At 43.8% G+C, this 17,565-nt stretch carries 16 protein-coding genes; 5 read left to right on the top strand and 11 right to left on the bottom strand.

All coding sequences use genetic code 11. The annotated features are described in order from the left end of the window. Positions 1-6: 6 nt before the first annotated feature. The 3 genes from QZW82_RS12215 to QZW82_RS12205 form a co-directional block, all read right to left on the bottom strand. Positions 7-954 carry a hypothetical protein gene (locus tag QZW82_RS12215; RefSeq protein ID WP_293148427.1) on the bottom strand — a complete coding sequence of 316 codons (948 nt, stop codon included), beginning with the start codon at positions 952-954 and terminating at the stop codon, positions 7-9. Between the two features lie 695 nt (positions 955-1,649). Continuing rightward, the gene (locus QZW82_RS12210; protein WP_293148425.1) at positions 1,650-5,363 is read right to left on the bottom strand and encodes a class I SAM-dependent methyltransferase; all 3,714 of its coding nucleotides are present in this window, start codon (positions 5,361-5,363) and stop codon (positions 1,650-1,652) included. Between the two features lie 60 nt (positions 5,364-5,423). Next, complete coding sequence (locus QZW82_RS12205; RefSeq protein ID WP_293148423.1) at positions 5,424-5,909, bottom strand: tetratricopeptide repeat protein; 486 nt, start codon at positions 5,907-5,909, stop codon at positions 5,424-5,426. A gap of 202 nt (positions 5,910-6,111) precedes the next feature. Between QZW82_RS12205 and QZW82_RS12200 the strand changes: the two genes are divergently transcribed. Both QZW82_RS12200 and QZW82_RS12195 read left to right on the top strand, forming a co-directional pair. Then, positions 6,112-6,342 (top strand): hypothetical protein, encoded by a 231-nt coding sequence (locus QZW82_RS12200; protein ID WP_293148421.1) that lies wholly within the window; start codon positions 6,112-6,114, stop codon positions 6,340-6,342. Further along, complete coding sequence (locus QZW82_RS12195; protein ID WP_293148419.1) at positions 6,335-6,769, top strand: hypothetical protein; 435 nt, start codon at positions 6,335-6,337, stop codon at positions 6,767-6,769. Before QZW82_RS12200 ends, QZW82_RS12195 begins: the two co-directional genes overlap by 8 nt. 82 nt (positions 6,770-6,851) lie before the next feature. On the opposite strand, the gene QZW82_RS12190 is transcribed toward QZW82_RS12195, so the two are convergent. From QZW82_RS12190 to QZW82_RS12170, 5 genes are all read right to left on the bottom strand, one after another. Then, positions 6,852-7,508, bottom strand: coding sequence for a Uma2 family endonuclease (locus QZW82_RS12190; protein ID WP_293148417.1), 657 nt, complete (start codon positions 7,506-7,508; stop codon positions 6,852-6,854). A 152-nt stretch (positions 7,509-7,660) separates the two neighbouring features. Beyond that, entirely contained in the window at positions 7,661-8,287 is a 627-nt protein-coding gene (locus QZW82_RS12185; RefSeq protein ID WP_293148415.1) for a Uma2 family endonuclease, read from the bottom strand. 331 nt (positions 8,288-8,618) lie between these two features. Next, the gene (locus QZW82_RS12180; protein ID WP_293148413.1) at positions 8,619-10,142 is read right to left on the bottom strand and encodes an MlaD family protein; all 1,524 of its coding nucleotides are present in this window, start codon (positions 10,140-10,142) and stop codon (positions 8,619-8,621) included. A gap of 118 nt (positions 10,143-10,260) precedes the next feature. Next, positions 10,261-10,635, bottom strand: a complete 375-nt coding sequence (locus QZW82_RS12175) for a four helix bundle protein (RefSeq protein ID WP_293148411.1) — start codon at positions 10,633-10,635, stop codon at positions 10,261-10,263. A 128-nt stretch (positions 10,636-10,763) separates the two neighbouring features. After that, positions 10,764-11,546, bottom strand: coding sequence for an ABC transporter ATP-binding protein (locus tag QZW82_RS12170; RefSeq protein ID WP_293148410.1), 783 nt, complete (start codon positions 11,544-11,546; stop codon positions 10,764-10,766). A 168-nt stretch (positions 11,547-11,714) separates the two neighbouring features. On the opposite strand from QZW82_RS12170, the gene QZW82_RS12165 reads away from it, so the two are divergent. Continuing rightward, the gene (locus QZW82_RS12165; protein ID WP_293148409.1) at positions 11,715-13,115 is read left to right on the top strand and encodes a gluconeogenesis factor YvcK family protein; all 1,401 of its coding nucleotides are present in this window, start codon (positions 11,715-11,717) and stop codon (positions 13,113-13,115) included. 164 nt (positions 13,116-13,279) lie between these two features. After that, positions 13,280-13,729, top strand: a complete 450-nt coding sequence (gene tsaE / locus QZW82_RS12160) for a tRNA (adenosine(37)-N6)-threonylcarbamoyltransferase complex ATPase subunit type 1 TsaE (RefSeq protein ID WP_293148407.1) — start codon at positions 13,280-13,282, stop codon at positions 13,727-13,729. A 76-nt stretch (positions 13,730-13,805) separates the two neighbouring features. Here the strand turns inward: tsaE and QZW82_RS12155 are convergent, their stop codons facing one another. Then, entirely contained in the window at positions 13,806-14,129 is a 324-nt protein-coding gene (locus tag QZW82_RS12155) for a DUF433 domain-containing protein (protein WP_293148405.1), read from the bottom strand. A gap of 498 nt (positions 14,130-14,627) precedes the next feature. After that, entirely contained in the window at positions 14,628-15,950 is a 1,323-nt protein-coding gene (locus QZW82_RS12150; RefSeq protein ID WP_293148403.1) for a dihydroorotase, read from the bottom strand. Positions 15,951-16,195: 245 nt separating this feature from the next. Between QZW82_RS12150 and lepB the strand changes: the two genes are divergently transcribed. After that, complete coding sequence (gene lepB / locus QZW82_RS12145; protein WP_293148401.1) at positions 16,196-16,804, top strand: signal peptidase I; 609 nt, start codon at positions 16,196-16,198, stop codon at positions 16,802-16,804. Here the strand turns inward: lepB and QZW82_RS12140 are convergent, their stop codons facing one another. Beyond that, the gene (locus QZW82_RS12140) at positions 16,805-17,155 is read right to left on the bottom strand and encodes a hypothetical protein (protein WP_293148399.1); all 351 of its coding nucleotides are present in this window, start codon (positions 17,153-17,155) and stop codon (positions 16,805-16,807) included. Positions 17,156-17,565 lie beyond the last annotated feature (410 nt).

Raw genomic sequence — 17,565 nt, 5'->3', positions numbered from 1 at the left:
GATTTGTTAGTAATTTTGCTGGATAAAACTCTCTAGTTGAACGGAACGAATGTTTCCTAAATTCGCTAGAGCGATCGAATTTTTATTTTCTTTGTCCAAGACAATTCTAGCATAGAGGCGAGGCACGAGTGCTTCCCGTTGGCTTTCGTTCAAATGGGCGATGGATCTAATTTCAGGCCCGTCAGAAACATCTAAATCTTGTTCCATTAGCAGATTCATGGCAGCGCTAGATAAAAATAAATTGGCATCTTCGTCAGAAATGTTTGTAGTGTCCACCAGTAGAGTAATTTTACTTTTGTCTGGGTGAGTTGCGATCGCCCCAATCACTCTTTTCAAATCTAAACTGAGAGACTCTTCTGATTGAGACCAATCTGGGAAAATAATTAAGTTAATTTCCCTCAAATCAAGCAACAGCGAAAAAAACGCCCGCTCGTCTTTATTTTCCTGGTATTTTTCCGTTTGTGGAATGTGAAAACCGAGCATTTCCAAAAAACGCAAAGCTGTAGGAGTAGGGGCATAATTGTCAATAGCCCACTGCCGACCTTCTCTAGAGATTTTCTCTAAAATCCCTGGATCGTCAGCAATGCGATCGACAGTATCTTGCATATTGTCTAAATCGATTCCGATATAGTGCCGCCAGTTTTCTGGCATTACTGGCAGTTTAACTCCATACTTATCGAAATCTACGTGAAATGTTACGCACCCAGCCGCCAATGATTCCCAAAAGCGCCAACTGTCCCACCATTCTACAATTGGTTCCCTTGTGACATAGCTTGGGCTAATAGAACCCCCAAAGCAAGCACAAGCAGCAGATTCTTTCAAACGTTGGTAGTAATTTGGATAGTGACGCTTGCCCGTTTGCAACCACTGCAAGTAGTGATAGCTATCTGAGGGAGGATTGCCGAAATCATCGCTCGTACTATCCACTGGCATAATGTCCTGAATTAGAGGCAAAAATTGTTCCCTACTAATCTGCCTTAAAGGGCGCTCAATGAGGACAAATGCATTGTCAAATTTTATCAAACCTTGATTAATTTTTAGCCACGAATTAAAATAATTTAACCTGTTATGCTCAACTCTGAAGTTAACCAGTAGATGTCTTTTTCTTTCAATGAATTCGTATATATCGCTGGTTTCTCGGAGGATGCGATTAGATAGCCCAAAAATCCAAGGCTTGCAGTTTGATGGATATTCTCCCTTGCTGTTGTAGTGAGTTTTAAATCTAAAGTCAAAACTATTCAACTCAGGATTCCAAATAGTAAGACCATCCATATCGTCTAAATATACGGTGATATATTTTCGATCTGAGTGAAATAGATTTTTAAGCAGTTCTACTTGGTTCGAGTTGAGCAGCACTCTGAAGTCCAGTATGACAACACAGCAGTCAGTATAAGTGATGCTTGGGTCAGAGCAGAAAAGATATTCTTCCCTATCGGGTGATATCTGCCAATGGTTTATATTTGAATAAAATGGTATTCCCAGTTCCTTGAAGCCTTCAGCTAAACATATACTCAAATGAGAAAATTGATTTTCTGTACAATAAAAAAATATTGGTTTGTCTAACATAAACTTGAGAGTTGATTTTGCTGTTGAAATATCGCTGTTCATCCTAGTGGCAACTATAGTGATCCTGATTCTGACTGCCCAGATTACCTATTGGTCAAACTATCTAAAGAATAAAATGGGATTTCTTCGGTTCCTAATCGTGCGATCGCCTCTTGATTCTCATTATCTAAGACAATCCGACCGTAAAGTCGAGGTATCAAGGCTGACCGCTGCATTTCGCTAAAATGCCCAATAAGTGAAATTTCCGGCCCGTCGGAAACGTCTAAATCTTCTTCCATCAAAAGATTCATCGCTACGCTTGATAAAGCGAGATTGGCATCTTCCTCAGAAATATTGCTCGTGTCTACCAGTAGAGCCATTTTATGTTTGTCTGGGTGAGTTGCGAGCTTTCCGAGCGCTTGTACTAACTCAAAACCCAAAGACTCTTCTATTTGCGACCAATCTGGGAAAATAATTAAATTAATATGTTTCAAATTCAAGGGCAAAAGAGTTGCTTCAATCAGTGCTGTACTAACTGTTTTAGCCATTTTTGACCAAGAAAATTTTTTAGATTGTTCCAGCCCAGCAGCAATTAATGAGTTGCGAACCCTCGGTTTTTGTACCTCGCAAAGTGCATTAGCCAATCCATCAACATCATCATCCTTCACATATAATGCCGCGTCGCCTGCAACTTCTGGAAGGGAAGAATTAGGACAAGTAATGACTGGACATCCACAAGTTATTGCTTCAAGAACAGGCAGACCAAAACCTTCATACTTTGATGGGTAAACCAAGGCGATCGCACCTGAATAAGCTAATCTCAACTCCTCATCATTGAGTTGCAGCTTGTGAACTACACTACCTGAAGTATAAGCTCTAAATTCTGCGTCTAATAACACTCCACTTCCTGTACAGACAACTTCAAAGCCTTGTTTGCTAGCCAGTTGAGCAAAAGCTTGAAAAAATAATCGAATATTTTTATAGTCTGAGCCACCGCCGACTGAAATAAAGTATGGTTTGGATATCCCATACTTGGTTTTGAAATGATTAATATCTTCTTGGCTGGCTGGTGAAAAATTACTTGAGACTCCACAGTGAGCAACTGTTACCAACTCTGAAGAAATAGCGGGAAAAAACTCTATCAGGTCACGGACTGTATTTTCTGAAATAGAGATGTATGAAGATGCGTGGCGGATCGCAGAATGCTTTTCTCGCCACATTGGTTCATCAAAATTCGCTCCTAAAACTTCGGGAATCATGTCATAAGCCATGAATACAGAAGGAGTTGATAGTGGCGTTGTGTAGTAAGTCGAGATAAATAAATTTGCACCCTCTTCATCACAAACTTGCTGTAACATTTCTCGATCTGCATCCGTAGTTCCGTAGTCGTAAGGCAGCACATCTCGATACCGAATACCGGGAATTTTCGGGGCAGTGCCAACTCGATCGAGAACAACAATATGCTTGCTAAAGTCACCTTTTGCCCATTCTTCTAACAACGATTGCCAGACGCGAGCTATTCCTGTTCTGTAAAGTTGGAAAAATACGCCATCAATCAGAATCGTCGGAGATTCTGTTTGACTTGTTAAATTTCTACTTTGTAAAACATCGGGTTCTACAAATCGCCAATCAGTGCCGTTAGATGCTTTTTGGGCGATCGGGATTATACCGCATGACTCGGCAGTATCAACCGTTGTTCCATCCTGTACCCAGCCTAAATACTCACGTAATAGAGCTGGAAATCTAGTCTGTCGCTGCAAGGATGTCCATTGCCATAGGGCATTGGTATAACCATAATATTGCTCTTTAAATCTCAACTGTTCTGGTATCACATAAGCAAAGTGCTGGAAAATCAATCCCAGGTTTTCTGTTTCTTCGTGTCGAAAAGCGTTAAAATCTGCCACATTTCTCAACTCACCATCTGATAAAGGTTCAGCTAAAATGGGGGGTTCATGACGTACCCAGACATGACCAGGCTTCAACCTCCAGGTTCGCAACCATTCTTGTGCAGGATTTTGAGCATAACAGTTGCGAGTGCTAATAACCAGATTCTCTCCGACAAAATACCAACACCAATAAAAAGCAGCCGTTTTTTCAGGATTATTGATGAACATATATCGGGCAGTACACAGTTGCTCAACAGTCCACAATTCATCTACATCGACTTGCCACAGCAAACACTCCTCGTCAATATTAGCTAGTGGTGCATTCACCATTTCGCGTTTTCCATCCCAAAAAATACCCTCCGGTTTGCGATAAACCGTGACATTTTCAGGATATAGCTTTGCCAGTTCGTCTAGGTATTCTGCTGTGCCGTCATTGCTGCGTCCCTTGGAGTGGATTTCGTCGCTAATGCGTCCGCCATTTTGTAAAGACCACGCTGTATCATGCTTCAAGTCCGCTACACCTTCGACTATATGCCAATGCCATTTAAAGGGTAGTTGCTTGAATATTTCTATGTGATACTCGATGAATGGTTGACCGTTGAGGACAATAGTAAAAAAGTAAATGGGTAATTCGGGTGATGAAGTAGAGGAGAAAGCAGTAGAATTTTTTTGACCGCAGGCCAGAGTTGACGAATACTCATGATTGAACAAGCGATGTTTGGCAATATTATGCCATACACGTTCAGAACCAGGCCAAGTAGGTACAACGTTGTGAAACGCTATCCACCCACCATCTTTGACAAGAGGGAGTGACAGCTCATAATTTTTCAAAACGTCTAAAAACTGATGGGAACCATCAATAAAAATAAGATCGATAGCTCTGCATCCAGTTAATTCTTCCCACTGGCTTAAGATTTGATGTGAATAACCCCGCAAGGGTACTACATATTGAGATAATCCATTTTTTTCTACATTTTCTTGCCAAATATCAAAAAAGTTTCTGTCGGAAAAGTCTGTATCATTTCCGTCCCAGGTATCTATGCAATAAATTTTTCGATTACTGCCTATGCAGGCATAGGACATGGCAACGGTGGAGCGTCCTTTGTATGAACCTATTTCAACGATTACAGCATCAGGCGGCAGTAATTTTACCTTATTGAAAAGGTACTCTTCTTGTCCGGGAACCATGAAACCGTCAACAGCTTCAACAGCAGGCTGAATAGTCTTATAGCTGACTGGTTGAACAGCCTTTTTCTTGAAAATCGCAAACCCATTGCGTACACTATTGTTTTCGGTTATTAAAGTATAATTAGAATCCCGATATATCCGCTGGAGATTGTAATAATTTTTAAATGTATTTATATCATCTAAAATAATATATTTTGCTCCATAAACCTCTTCGAGTTCTGCACTTGCAGTAAATTCCGACCCATCTATTAGTACAATATCAAAAAAATCTATATTATTTTCTTTTTTAATTTGATCGATACCCCTGCCTGATACCCCTGATTGCTTTATATACTCAGTATCCTGATGCAGCCAGTTTATAACCTGTTCAAGTGGATAGTAGTTCAGATTAGTCTGATTGCTTTTGTAAAATTTAATAACTTCGGCTTCATCAGCAAACTGTTCTATTGAAACAGACGAGACGTTGTAGCACTTTACAAAACGATCGTCCTTGTAAGCATTTTGGAGTTCTGCAAACCGAGGCTTTGAAATTTCTAGGCAGAATAATGTTGGGTGATTGGGATTTTGTCGCAGCCCGGTTACAAATGCTTCTGTGCTACCTTGTCCTGAAGACGAGCCTATTTCTAAAACTGTTTGAATATCTTCTTCTTTGGCAATATTTTGGATGGCTCGGTAAAATTCATCGTTTTTAATTTCAGGAGGAATCAGACGGTTGAGTTCATAATTGAAAACGTTATTTTCCATTATTGTATATACCCTGTTTTCAAATTGTGTTTTTGCTTACTTCGATCGCCCTTTCGCCCCTTACTTCCCCTTCGCCTGCCCCAAAAGCTCCTTATAATCAGCCCGATCGCCATACAACTTCACCAACTTCTCCAAAGGCTCGATCGCCCCCACCCGATTCCCCATCTCCAACCGCACATTAGCCAACCCCTCAAGAGCCGTCTGATTCTGAGGTTCCCGCTGCAAAACCCCCATATAACCGCGTTCCTGGGCCGCCAGCAAAGACTCCTGAGAAACAGCAGCAGCTACAGGTTTTTGCTGGTGCTGACTGCTCAAACCGCTGCTGAACAGGCTCACCATACCAAAAATTGTCGAACCCGCAAAACCAGCCATCGATAGAAACGCAAAAATCTGCTTAATTCGATCGCCCTTACGAACCACACTATCACGAGATTTTTTCTGTATACTTTCCATTGCTAACTCTTGGCGTCGCTGTTTCCAGGCACTCGCACTCGTACCTATATCTAGATTGCCCAAGTTCGATCGCAAAACGATCGCCCTCCCCATTTAAATTTTTTGCTTGAATCTTCATACATACAAACTGATAATTGTCAAGCAAATTCAACCAATTGTCTGGTTCAGAAGCAGGCAGATATTATAACCATTATCATATAATTTTACAAAGACGCGCCCGGACGCAGTACCACAAATACCGAGTCCAGACGACTTCTCCAAGGTTGTCAACCCAACACAGGGAGCAATATCAATTATGACAAAAAATCCACGATGGTTGCGTTACGATCCAGATGAAGACAAGTCTCGACACGCAGCAGCAGATCCAGATTGTTGTGAAGAGATGGAACAAAAATATGGTTGGAAACTAATTGAGGTTGAGAAAATTGACGGCCAATTTTTCAAAGTTGATTGTGTTTTTAAAGGTCAAACGGAGTTTCCAGACTGGTACAAAGAACTAGAAAGCAAGGAGGATGAAGATGCGTAAATGGATTGTCTTTAGAGCAGACAAGCGCCAACCTGGTTGGGAAAAACGCAAGCTTGAACACACCCAATGCCTAACCAAGATTTTAGCCGAACACTTTGACTCTTCTAATGACGAAATTCCTGAAGTTGGCTATCGTCCCCCAGAGTTTGTTCGCGTAGAAGCAGAACACGATCCAGATAGACACGGTTATAGCACTCATTACCGCACCAGCGATTGGGAAGTTGCGCGGGTTGAGACTTATACTCCCGATATTCCGATCGGCGAATTTGATATCGTAGTAATCTGCTATTGCCAATATTCGCCCATTGATGCTCCACTAAAACCCATGCCAGAACGTCAAGTTTCTCTTGATTCCTTTAGAGGAGACAAGGAAGCTTATCAACGTTGGTTAGATTCTCAAAAAAGCAAAGAATACACTGAAGTTTAGGAGTTCCAGCAGAGGAAACCGCACTGCCGTTTCCTCTATATCATAAGGAGTGAAACCGGAATCGATATTACTATTGATATTACTATGGTAATTCTCCAAACTGATCTCGATAACGCTCTAACAAAGCTTCGAGTTCAGCAGCCCGTTGCCGTTCCGCTTGCAAAGCTGAAGCCAATTCATCGGGAATCAATAATTTCTCCCCATTATCTTCGCGATAAAACCCAATCAGTTTTCCTTCTATTTCTAACCGCAGTTGCAATACCTCGCTGCGATTGTCTCTGATTAATTCATACCCATCTTCCCCCAATCGATACCCGCGCAATTGTTCCCGAATCCATTCACCTCTAGGGTCAAACAACCAATATTCCTCAACTTCTATCCCCTCATACAAGTCTTTTTTATTGATTATATCTTCCGACTTTGTGCCCGGTGATGTTATTTCAAAAATCACTTTCGGCACTTGGCCTTCTTCCCAGATTTTGTAATTATCTCTGCCACCTGGTTCTACATCAAAAATCACCATCACATCAGGTGCTACGCGCAATTTGGGGAAACCTTGAGCGTAGTACAAATATTGGTTTGCTAAAACAGTAGCTCGACGGTCTGCGAGGTATTGTTTTAAGACTTCTAAAGTGGTTAAAATTGCGTAAAGATGGTCGTAAGTTTCTGCCACTGGTTCTCCATCAGCGCTAGGGTATATGATTTCAGAAGTTTTGAGGGTGGTAACGACTGCTGTCATGGTCGTGCTTCCTGTGAGTTGTATATCTATTATAAACTTTTTTGCCGCAAGTAACTAGGTCTATCTAATTAATGTAAAATGCGATTTGTCTTAGAAGAACCGCGACTTCTGTTTTTTAGTTGTTAATACCTCTTATTCTATGATAATTCTCCTCATTCATTAATAATTCCTGCTTCAAACACCTGTTGAGCAGTCAAGTTCAACTCTGGAAAAGCAGCCGATTCAATTCGATCGTCTCCCCGGAACTGCGTCAACTCGTACTCCCCGTCAACCAATTGATATACCGAAAGCGTCGGTTGTTTGGGATTGCCTATGTAGCGCCTTCCACCCAATCCCAAATAATCTACAATCCAATATTCAAAAATACCCATTTCTTCATAATCTCGCAGTTTGGTCAGATAGTCAGTCTGCCAGTTAGCGCTAACTACTTCTACTGCTAAACGTACCGAAGAACCCATTGTGATAATCGATTCTGCTGCCCAGCGCGGTTCATTTATCACTTGCTGGCGATCGAGAGCGATGACATCTGGCTCATATCCTGATTCAGTGCGATCGGGTTTGAGAACGCATTCTTTGGGAAGAAAATAGGGCAATCTGGCATTGCGACACACAATACCGACTTCTATGTTGAGAAAACCAGATATTTCTGAATGTTGGCCAGTTCCTTTGGGCATTTCAACAATTACTCCATTGTGCAGTTCGTAGCGATGTTCTGAATTCTCAGGATACCATGCAATAAATTCGTCAAATGTTACTATTTTTGTTAAAGCTTGAACCATGTCGATCGCTCCTTTATTCTAGTTATAACAGATTCCACATTTATGAAGTACACCCCATATCGATAAATCCCCGTAGGGATACGGCAATGCCGTGTCCCTACTACCTTTATGAACCTGGAATACGCTGTATATTTAATCTTAGGTTATTTGAACTATTCCCGCAAAGCTTTGATGAATTCAGTAACAGCATCATTAGGATTTGCAAAATAAATTGAATATCGGGGTACACGCTGCGTACCTTACTAACTTTCGGGTGCGCCGCAGCGCACCTTACTAATTCTAGAAAATCGCGAATCTGGCAACAATTCTTGTTATTCAATCATACCATGTTTTAATGGTTTTTTTCGGGGGCAAGTAATTCTGGTGTTTTTGCAGTTTGAGAAGGGATAACAGGCAATTTTTCTTTTTTATTAAAACTGGGAAATCCCGGCTTAACTGATTGATTTACTGCCGTTGTACTCGCATTTACTTTCTCGGAAAGAGGAGCTAATGTTTGAGCCACTTTAACTTGTTGCCGCAGTTGTTCTGTCGAACCCAACAAGCCTCCCAATCCGTTAAATAACCTGCGAATGTTGTTGCGGAAAGCCGGGTCTCCCGTCAGTTCATCCACGTCGGAAGTGATTTTCTGCACGTTCTGAAATGTAGCTCGTGCAGAATCTAAGGTTTGCTGCAATAATAGCAAGGTGGCGGGATTGTTTACCTGGTTGGATAAATCTCGCAAAGTAGCAGAAGCTTGGGCGGCATTCGCTGATAAAACTTCTAAATTAGTCAGCAATTGTCCTTGGTTGATTCGATTAATTGTTGGACTCAAACTGCTGACGGCTACCCGCAATTCTTGACTGCTTTGATTGATGTTATTCAGGGTTGAGACTAAACTGGCGCGGTTGGTTGTCACTAATGAATTGACTTCGTTTGCTGTTAATGTGATTTTATTTGCTGCTTGAGTTACTGAATTGGCTGAATTTATGGCAGCGGCAGATACGGCTTTTGTGGAAGTGTCTGCTGTGGCTGCTACTTTGGAAACATCGGCGGCAACTCCTGATATTTCTCCCTTGAGGGACTGGTTTAAGCTGGATGCTTCTCCTTTTAAGGATTGAGTTAAACTGTTGACTTCTACTTTCAGAGATTGATTTAAACTGTTGGCTTCTCCTTTTAATGATTGATTTAAAGTTGCTAATTCGCTTTTGACTGATTGAGTTAAGTTGCCAACGTCTCCTGTTACTGATTTATTCAATGTTTTGATTTCTGCTTTGGCAGTTTGAGTTAAACTTGATAAATCTTGAGTGAGTTTAGCTGCACCTTTCGCTGTGTTGGCTGTATTCTCGGAAATCGATTTGATATTGTTGAACAGGGCGGGGTCGGTGTATAAATTAGCTAGGCGGACGGTAGATCGAATTAGTTCGTCGAGACTGACTCCAGCTTGACCTTTTAAGCGCGAATTTTTGCAGATTATCTCAGGGGGACAGTCGGGACTAAAGGGATTGGCGGTGAGTAAGGAGTCTGGTAAAATTGAGTTGGGGGTAATGTCGATCGACGATTCGCCAATTAAACCCGATTTATTTGCTTCGATCGCCACATCGCGCGGCATGACTAAAGTACCGGGGGCTATCTCCATCGTCACGTCTACGCCGTTGGCGCTGGCTTTGATGGCGGTAATTTTACCGACGGCGACGCCGCGATACCTGACGGGTGTACCTATTTGCATTCCCTGGGCGCTGGCAAATTCTACGGCGAATTTGTAGCTGCGGTTCCCTAGTTGTACGCCCTGTAGCCAGAGCACTAAGCCACCAAATAAACCGATTCCTACTAAAATTAAGAATCCGACAGAACCTTCTCTTACAGTTCGCGATCGCATATTGCCTCCTTTGGCAATTGGCAGTTGACAGTTGGCAGTTGACAGTTGACAGTTGGCAGTTGGCAGTTGGCAGTTGGCAGTTGGCAGTTGATAGTTGATAGTTGATAGTTGGCAGTTGTTAATTTTTATCTGATGTGTTGCCTATAGATTTTAGATAGGCGTTTAGCCGGGGCGACAGTTCGTCAATAATTGGCTTGAGTGTTTCTACTTGCGTAGTTGTTAGTAGTTGCCTAGTATAAGCCCGTCTCAACCAGTGCTTTGTTTCATATAAAGAACCTCTGGCAATTTTGATAAATCTCCGATGATCCTGATAGCTACCTCGACCATCTCCTTCAGCAATATTAGCACCAATACTATCAGCCGATCGAATAATTTGCTTGCCGACCGTATCTTTTGCTAGTGCGTCCCATTTTATAACAATATTCCAAATTTCATCAGCTAATTTTTCTGATAATTTATAAACATCTAACTTTTGAAAATTTGTTTGTGACATCTTCCATCTCCAATAATACAAACAATTAACCACGGCCAACCGCTTTCCTAACAACCGCCCACTGTCAAGTAACAACTGTCAACTGCCAACTGCCAACTGTCAACTGCCAACTGCCCACTGACAATTGACTACCCAATCACTTGAATTGGCCCAGTAACGCTGCCGCTAAAAAATTGTTTAATTAACAAATTATCTGTCGATGCAATGTCGCTGACAGTTCCCTCCCACTGCACTTTGCCTTGATAGAGAAACACAATGCGATCGGCAGTCCGGCGAATGGTACTGTCTTGGTGAGTGACGATCGCATAAGTGCTACAAACTCCCTGAGCTCTCTGCAAATCCCGAATTAAATCTTCAATTACCGTCGAAGCGATGGGATCTAAGCCCGCCGTCGGTTCGTCGTACAACAAAACCTCCGGATTGTCCCTCGCATTATCGGGATTTGCCATGATGGCGCGGGCAAAACTTACCCGCTTCCGCATTCCCCCAGACAACTGCGCTGGATAGCGATCGCCAATTCCCCGCAAACCCACCATCTCTAACTTTTCCTCCACCAATTCCCGAATCCGGCGGCGCGGCAGCTTAGAATGCTGGTACAGTAAAAAACCGACATTCTCCTCTACCGTAAGCGAATCAAACAAAGCAGCTTGCTGAAACACCATCCCAATCCCGATCGGATCTGCCACGTCGTCCACCCATCCCAGCCGCCGCTGTCCCTGAACGAAAACCTCGCCCGCATCCGGGGCCAACAAACCCGCAATTATCCGCAAAATCGTAGATTTCCCCGTCCCGGAAGGGCCAATAATTGCCAGGGCCTCTCCCCGATATATCCTCAGATCCACTCGATCGAGGATCTGGTTATCCCCGAAGGACTTACTTACCCCCTTGAGTTCGATTAGCGGCTCAGCCATAAGATGCGATCGATTATTATGTTGTCAGTCATCAGTCATCAGTCTAGCTAATGACTAATGACTAATGATTAATGACTAATGACTTAAATTGACTGCCAGAATCAAAACTCTCTTGTATTGTAAATTTGTCAGCTTGAGCTATTCCAATACCATTAAGACTAATTAACCATGTCAATTAGTTCATTTCCTAAAGCCCTGCGAGTCTTTGCCAAAGCTAAGCAGGTTTTTGTCCAATCCAGAAATCCTTACCCTTCTTCTTTGCGGAACGGGCGAGTTCACCAGTGGTTTAAGTGGTTGGCCCCCGGACTGTTGGTGAAACGGTGGCTGCTGATCAGTGCTAGCGGTGTGGTACTTGCCAGTTTGGGTTTAGCGATTTGGACTGGGATGACTCCGATTTTTTTCCTGTTGCAATTGTTGAGAAATTTTTTGACTTGGATTGCCGAAGTTATTCCCAATTACGTGTCGGGGCCGATCGTGATTGCGGGCGGAATTTTGTTAATTCTGTGGGGCCAAACTCGCAGTTTGAACTCGATTACCCAAGTGCTGATGCCCGAAGGCAATGAGGAATTGGTCGATCGACTCCTCAACCACCGCCGCTTGCATCGCGGCCCGAAAATTGTCGCCATTGGGGGGGGTACAGGCCTTTCTCATTTGCTTAGGGGATTGAAGGATTACAGTGCCAAAATTACTGCGATCGTCACCGTGGCCGATGACGGCGGGTCTTCCGGGCGACTGCGGCGGGAAATTGGAGTATTGCCGCCGGGAGATATTCGCAATTGTTTGGCAGCTTTGGCCGATGAGGAAAAGTTATTAACCGAGTTATTTCAATACCGCTTTCAGGCCGGTGACGGTTTGGTCGGTCACAGTTTTGGTAATTTGTTTTTGACGGCGATGAGCGATATTGCTGGAGATTTGGAACAGGCGATCGCCGCCAGTTCTAAAGTTTTAGCTGTCAGAGGGGAAGTGCTGCCGGCTACTCTGAGCGACGTTTCTTTGTGGGCAGAACTGGCTGACGGCCGGAGAATAGAGGGGGAGTCCAGCATTAGCGAAGCTAACGGGCAAATCGTCAAAATTGGCTGCACTCCGGCTAATCCTCCGGCTTTACCGAGGGCGGTTGAAGCATTACAAGAAGCGGATTTTATTATTATTGGGCCGGGGAGTCTTTATACGAGTGTAATTCCGAATTTGTTGGTGAAGGAAATTGCTGATGCGATCGCCCACAGTGAAGTTCCGCGCATTTATGTGTGCAATATTATGACTCAGCCGGGGGAAACAGACGGATACAGCGTTGCCGATCACATTCGGGCGATCGATCGGGCTTGCGGCCGCCCCCTGTTCGATGCTGTAGTAGTTCAAGGAAAAGTCCCATCTGCAAAATCTTTGATCCGCTATTCTCAGGAGAATTCCTATCCGGTTGTACTCGATCGTGAAGCCATAACGCAACTGGGGCGGCGCATTGTCATCGCCAATGTCATGGATGAAGATAAAAATACCGGTTTAATTCGCCACAATTCCCAAAGATTGGCGGGGATGTTGCTGCGTTGGTACGGCCGCGCCCAGAACATTTAAGCAGTTGACAGTTGACTGTTAACTGTTGACAGTTGACTGTTGACTGTTGACTGTTGACTGTTGACTGTTGGCTGTTGACTGTTGGCTGTGCAAACTAATGTTATTGGTTATTAGCAGCCCCAAGCGAATAACAAATAACAAATAACAAATAACAAATAACTGATATGATACTTCCTCTTCCAGATGCTGAAGCTACGCGCAAGTTGGGCATAAAATTAGGTCGATCGCTCCCACCAGGCACTGTAATCTTGTTACAAGGAGACTTAGGCGCCGGCAAAACCACCTTAGTGCAAGGTATCGCCGAAGGCTTGGGAATCTCGGAATCTGTGGAAAGTCCTACTTTCACCCTGATTAACGAGTATTTTGCAGGGCGGATTCCGCTGTACCATCTAGACTTGTATCGACTCGAACCCGAAGAAGCGGAGGCTTTGCACTTAGAGAGTTATTGGGACGGATTAGAAAGGGATTTGGGGATTGTGGCGATCGAATGGGCCGAAAGATTGCCGTACAAACCAGAGAATTCTTTGCAAATTTGTCTGAGTTATCAAGATAGTGGACGGCAAATTGAATTGATTGGTAGCGGCTATTTATTGGATTGGCAATCACAAGATTGAAAAAGGGCGATTCTCTATTCTTCAGAAACATTTCTCGCAAGGTGAGGAATCGCTTCATAAACTTATTTAGCATAAGTCAATCTTCCTCATTTTTGCGGATTGCTTCTTCGATTTCCTCCAGATGTGCATCAGCATAAGTCCAAACATTGACTAGATTGGCAGCGCTTAGATGGGGATAAAATTGTAGAAGTTCAGCATCGCTTGAACCTTGACGGCGCCAACTTTCAAGCAGCCAAACTGGGATGCGAGTTTTGGCGATACAAGCATCGCCGCCGCACACATCGGGAGTCTTGGTAATTCCCGGCCAGGTATTGTTTAAACTTTGGGTTAAAAGCCGTATTGCATCAGATTTCTCAGTCGGAGTTAAGGCAAGAAGTTGTATTTCTAGTTCTTTAAGCATATATAATATAGCCTCGCTCGTCAGGTAATATATTCAGATAATTTTAGCACAAATTTTGCTGTAATGTTTTAGGTATGTAGTTGCGCTTGAGCGCTCTTTTCTTCTATAGAAAAGTACGTATAGCGGTTCTGGGATAGATGAGGTATATATAGCGGTTCTCAGAAAGATGAGGTATGTTGTTGGGCTTGGGCCCTAAGAGTTTAAGTGGTTATGTAAGCTTTTAGTCATACCTCATCTTTTTGAGAAAGGCTATATTAAATGTCGAAAACCTTGATGTTTTAGGTATGTAGTTGCGCTTGGGCGCTCTTTTTTTCTATAGAAAAGTACGTATAGCGGTTCTGGGATAGATGAGGTATATATTAAATGTCGAAAACCTTGATGTACATAGAATATGGCATACTTCACCTTTTTGATAAAGGCTATACTTGCGCTTGGGCGCTCTCTTATATATGAAAGAGCGCCCAAGCGCAACTACATACCTTTGTTTATATAAATTGACTACTCTGCGTCAAATTTCAAGGCTTCACCTCGGACATTTGTATCCAATTTACTGTTCTCAAAAACAACTTTTCCTCCCACAACTGTCACCACGGGCCATCCTGTTAAATTCCAACCTTCAAAGGAACTCCAGCCGCACTTGCTCGCCATTTCTGCTCCGATTACCGGGCGGTAGTTGTCCAAATCGACTAAAACTAAATCGGCGTCAAAACCCGGAGCAATCGCCCCTTTGTTCGGGATCTTATAAGCCTTAGCAACAGCCGCAGACATCCAATTAGCAACTTGGGCAACTGTACATCTTCCCTCGACTGCTTGCGTCAGCATTAAAGGCAAAGAAGTTTCGACACCGGGCATTCCCGATGGGCTATTTGGATATTCTTGAGCTTTTTCTGCTAATGTGTGCGGCGCGTGATCGGTGGCGATAAAATCAATTACGCCGTCTAATAAGGCTTGCCAAAGTATTTCGTTATCGCGGGTATCGCGCAACGGCGGATTCATCTGGGCTAAACTGCCGATTTTTTGATAGGCGCTGGTATTTAACAACAAATGCTGCGGGGTTACTTCTGCTGTTACCCAACTGGGTTTTTCTTGTCGCAAAAACTCAGCTTCGTCGCCAGTTGAAAGATGCAGAATGTGCAGTCGGCGTTGATATTTTTTAGAAAGTTTTACGGCTAGCTGAGTTGCTAACAAGGCTGCTTGATTGTCTTGAATTTGCGAGTGCACGGCTAAATCGGTACTGCCGGCAAATTCCTGACGGCGCTGATTAATTCTAGTTTGATCTTCGGCGTGTACTGCAATTAATCGATCGCCCTTTGCGAAAACTCGCTCTAAATTTTCCTCTCCATCCATCAACAACAGTCCGTGCATCGAACCCATAAACACCTTAATCCCCGGAGTCGGATTCGCATCCAACAAATCCGGTAAATTCTCCGGCGTCGCCCCAATAAAAAAGCCGTAATTGACCAAACACTTGTCAGCAGCGCGCCTTAGCTTGTCATCTAAGGCCGCTTGGGTTGTGGTTAGGGGGCGGGTATTCGGCATTTCCAGAAACGATGTCACACCGCCCTTAGCGCAGGCACAGCTAGCCGTAAACAAATCTTCCTTGTGTTCCAAACCCGGTTCGCGGAAGTGTACCTGCGGGTCAATTACTCCGGGCAAGAGAGTTAAGCCGATCGCATTTATTTCGCGATCGCCCGATGCCGCAATCTCCGGAGCAACCCGAACAATTTTGCCATCGCTAATTTGCACGTCCCCTACCAAAAACTCACCGTCAGGTAACAGAATGCGAGCGCGGCGGATTAACAAACTTGATGTGGTCGGCATAAGCTATAATTAAATAGGTAATGTACGTAGAACCCCAGACAAATTTTATCCTCAAAAGAGTTGGAAAAATACTAATAAATATAACTAGCTTTCGGGAAAATTGTAATTTTTACGATCGACCTCGGCGCACCTTACTCAACCAGATAGTACAAAAACTCACGTCTGGGGCGCAGATTTTGCAGATTTCCTCAAAAAACCCCGAAATAAGTTTATAATTTGTATCCAGCCCAGTGACTTAAATACTTATGACTCGTCTAGACAAGTCAGCCGACCAGAAACCCCCGCAAGATACCGAAAATCCTTGGATAGAAGGAATTAAGACGATCGGCTTAGCAGCATTCTTAGCCTTTGGTATCCGCACTTTGGTTGCTGAAGCTCGCTACATTCCCACCGGCTCAATGCTCCCAACCCTACAAATTAACGATCGATTAATTATAGACAAGGTGAGCTATCGACTCCAAGACCCGCAGCGAGGAGATATTATCGTGTTTATGCCTCCCGATCCGGCGAGTTTGTGCACGGGACAGCCACCGCCGATCAAAGATGCCTATATCAAGCGAGTGATCGGACTTCCGGGCGATACTGTGGAAGTCAAAGATGGAAAAGTTTATATCAACAAGCAGCCGCTACAGGAAAAATATATTGAAGAAATTCCGCAATATCCCTACGGGCCTGTAGTAGTATCTCAAAATTCTTACTTGGTACTCGGGGACAACCGCAACGCAAGCTGTGACAGCCATTATTGGGGCTTTGTACCCAGACAAAATATCATCGGTAGGGCGATCGTCCGTTTTTGGCCTCTCAACCGCACAGGCTCGATCGACCCCACGCCAATTTATCCCGCTAAAAATTAGCTACCATTCAAATCCTCGGCGGTTGGAAACCGCATCTACACAAACCATTTCCGCCTCCGGTGACATCAGAATCATTTCAAATCCTCGGCGGTTGGAAACCGCGTCTACACAAACGATGTCCGCCTCCGGTGACATCAGAATCATTTCAAATCCTCGGCGGTTGGAAACCGCGTCTACACAAACGATGTCCGCCTCCGGTGACATCAGAATCATTTCAAATCCTCGGCGGTTGGAAACCGCGTCTACACAAACGATGTCCGCCTCCGGTGACATCAGAATCATTTCAAATCCTCGGCGGTTGGAAACCGCGTCTACACAAACGATGTCCGCCTCCGGTGACATCAGAATCATTTCAAATCCTCGGCGGTTGGAAACCGCGTCTACACAAACGATGTCCGCCTCCGCGGACTAAGAAATATTGAATTTCAGAGCAATATTAGGATCGACTCTTCAACCCGCGGAGGCGGGTTTTGGTTGTGTAGACGCGGTTTCAACCGCCGGGGTTTGTGAGTTGATGAGTAATATCAATATTCCGATCCTTTGACATCGGAATCATTTCAAATCCTCGGCGGTTGGAAACCGCGTCTACACAAACGATGTCCGCCTCCGCGGACTAAGAAATATGGAATTTCAGAGCAATATTAGGATCGACTCTTCAACCCGCGGAGGCGGGTTTTGGTTGTGTAGACGCGGTTTCAACCGCCGGGGTTTGTGAGTTGATGGGTGATATCAATTCCGGTGACATCGGAATCATTTCAAAT

Source organism: Microcoleus sp. bin48.metabat.b7b8b9.023, assembly GCF_013299185.1.
In the GTDB taxonomy this organism is placed as follows: Bacteria; Cyanobacteriota; Cyanobacteriia; order Cyanobacteriales; family Microcoleaceae; genus Microcoleus.
Note: the sequence above shows the minus strand (reverse complement) of the source record. Positions and strands in the feature narration are given on the sequence as shown.